The 2,731-nt window shown below is 75.5% G+C and carries 3 protein-coding genes and 1 pseudogene; all 4 read left to right on the top strand.

Annotated elements, in window-relative coordinates; all coding sequences use genetic code 11:
• Positions 1–107: 107 nt before the first annotated feature.
• Complete coding sequence (locus tag RIF68_RS33520) at positions 108–1,823, top strand: ATP-binding protein (RefSeq protein WP_309055241.1); 1,716 nt, start codon at positions 108–110, stop codon at positions 1,821–1,823.
• Positions 1,820–2,221, top strand: a complete 402-nt coding sequence (locus RIF68_RS33525; protein WP_309055242.1) for a roadblock/LC7 domain-containing protein — start codon at positions 1,820–1,822, stop codon at positions 2,219–2,221. Before RIF68_RS33520 ends, RIF68_RS33525 begins: the two co-directional genes overlap by 4 nt.
• Complete coding sequence (locus RIF68_RS33530; protein WP_309055243.1) at positions 2,218–2,574, top strand: DUF742 domain-containing protein; 357 nt, start codon at positions 2,218–2,220, stop codon at positions 2,572–2,574. The genes RIF68_RS33525 and RIF68_RS33530 overlap by 4 nt, the downstream gene beginning before the upstream one ends.
• Positions 2,555–2,731: pseudogene (locus RIF68_RS33535) on the top strand (ATP/GTP-binding protein); the annotation flags it as partial. The gene RIF68_RS33530 and the pseudogene RIF68_RS33535, both read left to right, overlap by 20 nt.

Raw genomic sequence — 2,731 nt, forward strand, 5'->3', positions numbered from 1 at the left:
ATGCGCACCGCCGAACAGTGATCCGATCGTGAGAGTTCCGAACTGATCAAGAGCGCCTCTATAGTGCGAGCGCGAACCCTTACCAGTGCCCGCTTGAGAGTCGGTTGATGTCGGCGTCCTCCACCCCCTTCCGCCCTGCCCTGACCGCCTCCCTTCTGACGGCCGCCGCGGGAGGAGCCCTCGCGGCCGCGGCGGTGTCGGCCGCGCCGGCCGGGGTCCGGCCCGCGCTCGGCTGGTTCGCCGTCTGCGGCGTCGTCCTGCTGTCGGCCGCCGCCTTCGCCGTCACCTGGTACGGGCGCACGGCACGCGCGCTCGCGAGGAAGGCCGAGCGGCTCGCCGCCCAGGTCGCCTCCCAGGACGCGTACGCCGCCCAGCGGACCGCCGCCGCCGAACGCGAGCTCGCCGCCCTGAAGGAGCGTCACCGGGCGGAGACGGCCGCCGCGGCCACCGCGCACGCGGCACAGGTGGAGGAGCTTCTCCGCTCCCACGAGGCCGAGCGGGAGCGCGTCGCCGCCGGCCTCGGGGCCGAGACCGAGCGGCTGCGGGACCGGCTCCGCCGGGCCGAGTCCGCCCGCTCCGCCGCCATGGCCGCCGCCGCGAACGCCGCCGGACGCATGCAGGCGCTGGCCACGAGCATGATGGCCGACCTGCGGGAGATGGAGCACCGGCACGCCGACGAGGACGTCCTCACCGACCTGCTGCACCTCGACCACCGCACCGCCCAGGCGGGCCGGCTCGCCGACTCCGTCGCGGTGCTCACCGGCGCCCGGTCCGGCCGGCGCTGGGCACGCCCGATCGTCATGGAGTCGATCCTGCGCGGCGCCATGGGCCGCATCGCCGGATACCAGCGTGTACGGCTCCACTCGCACTGCGAGGCCGCGGTCGCCGGGCACGCGGCCGAGGGCGTCATGCACGCGCTCGCCGAACTCCTCGACAACGCGGCCAACTTCTCCCCTCCCACGTCCGAGGTGCACGTGTACGTGGAGGAGGTGCCGGCGGGCGTCGTCGTGACCGTCGAGGACAGCGGCCTGCGGATGAGCGACGTGCAGCTGCGCCGGGCGGAAGCCGCCGTCGGGGCGGCGGCGCAGGACCTGGCCGGCCTCTCGGGCACCCGCCTCGGCCTCCACGTGGTCGGCCGGCTGGCCCGCAAGCACCACCTCACCGTGTCGTTCCGCCCCTCGGCGCGCGGCGGCACCGGTGTCGTCCTGATGATCCCGCAGGAGCTCATCAGCCGTTCCCCCGAGACCGCCGCCGCCCCGGCGGGCGGGGCCCCGCTGCCCGTGGCCGGCGGTGGCGCGCGAGCCCTTCCCTCCCCCCGGACCACCGCTTCGGCGCCGGAGCCGGAGCCCGAGCACGAGGCCCCTCGGGACTCCCCCGCGGCGGGGGCCGCCGACGGTCCGGGAGAGCCGGACCCGGACGGAACGGATGAGGTGCCCCTCCCCCGCCGCCGGCGCGGCCGGACACTGGCCGCGCACCTCAAGCACGCCGAGCCGTCCCCCGCCCCGGCCCGGGACGCGGCTCCCCGGACCGGCGGGGCGGCCAGGACCTCCGCCCGGTTCGGCGGCTTCCACCGCGCCGTACGGGGAACGGGCCCGGCCCCGGACGACGACCGCCCGGAGCCGGCCGGAACCCCGGAGACACCGGCCGTCCCAGGGGCCTCGAAGGCCCCGCAGGACGTCGAGGCCCCACAGGCCCCCGCCACTCCTGAGACCCCCTCGGCCCCGTCCGTTCCCCCTGTTCCCCCTGGCACCTCCGCCGCGACGGCCGCACCGACCACGCCGCCGTCCTCGAACCCCCCGTACCCGGAAGGCAGTCCCGCATGACCGGCACCACCACCGACGAGAAGCTGAGCTGGCTCCTGGAGGGGCTGCTGGAACGCACCCCGGGAACCCGGCACGCCCTGGTGCTCTCCCGCGACGGCCTCAAGCTCTGCCGTACGCCCGGGCTCTCCGTCGACCAGGCCGACCAGCTCGCCGCCATCGCCGCCGGCATCCAGAGCCTCTCGCACGGCGCCTCGGTCGAGTTCGGCGACGGCACGGGCGGGGTCCGCTCCGCCATGGCCGAGTTCTACGGCGGCATCCTCTTCATCGTCGAGGCGGGTGAGGGCGCCCACCTCGCCCTGATCGCGGACGAGGACGCCGACGCCGGGCTCGTCGGGCACAACATGACCGAGCTGGTCGAGCAGCTGGGCGAGCACCTCGTCGCGAGGCCCCGGGGATGAGCCGCGTCAGGCCGGGTCGCGACGAGTCCCCCGACCGGCTCTACACCCTCACCGGAGGCCGCACCCGCGCCGGCTCCACCGCGTTCGACCTGGTGACGCTGATCGTCGCCGAGAGCGACCCGGTCCCCGGCATGCAGTCCGAGCACGCCGCGATCCTGCGCATGTGCCGCTATCCGACGGCCGTGGTGGAGGTCGCGGCGGGCCTCGGGCTGCCCGTCTCGATCACCCGCATCCTCCTGACCGACCTGCACGACACGGGCCGGATCAGCGCACGGCACCCGCGCCCCGCCCCGTACCGCCTTCCCGATCACGACATCCTGGAGCAGGTGCTCGTTGGACTCCGAAACCTCTGAACAGCGGCAGCGGCCGCGCCAGGACCGGCGCCTCAGCAGCACCGCCGACAACGGGCTGAAGATCGTCGTCACCGGCGGCTTCGGCGTCGGCAAGACGACGCTGGTCCGGTCGGTCAGCGAGATCCGCCCGCTGAACACCGAGGAGACCATGTCGCAG

Origin of the sequence: Streptomyces sp., assembly GCF_031178505.1 — a bacterium.
Taxonomy (GTDB): domain Bacteria; phylum Actinomycetota; class Actinomycetes; order Streptomycetales; family Streptomycetaceae; genus Streptomyces; species Streptomyces gulbargensis.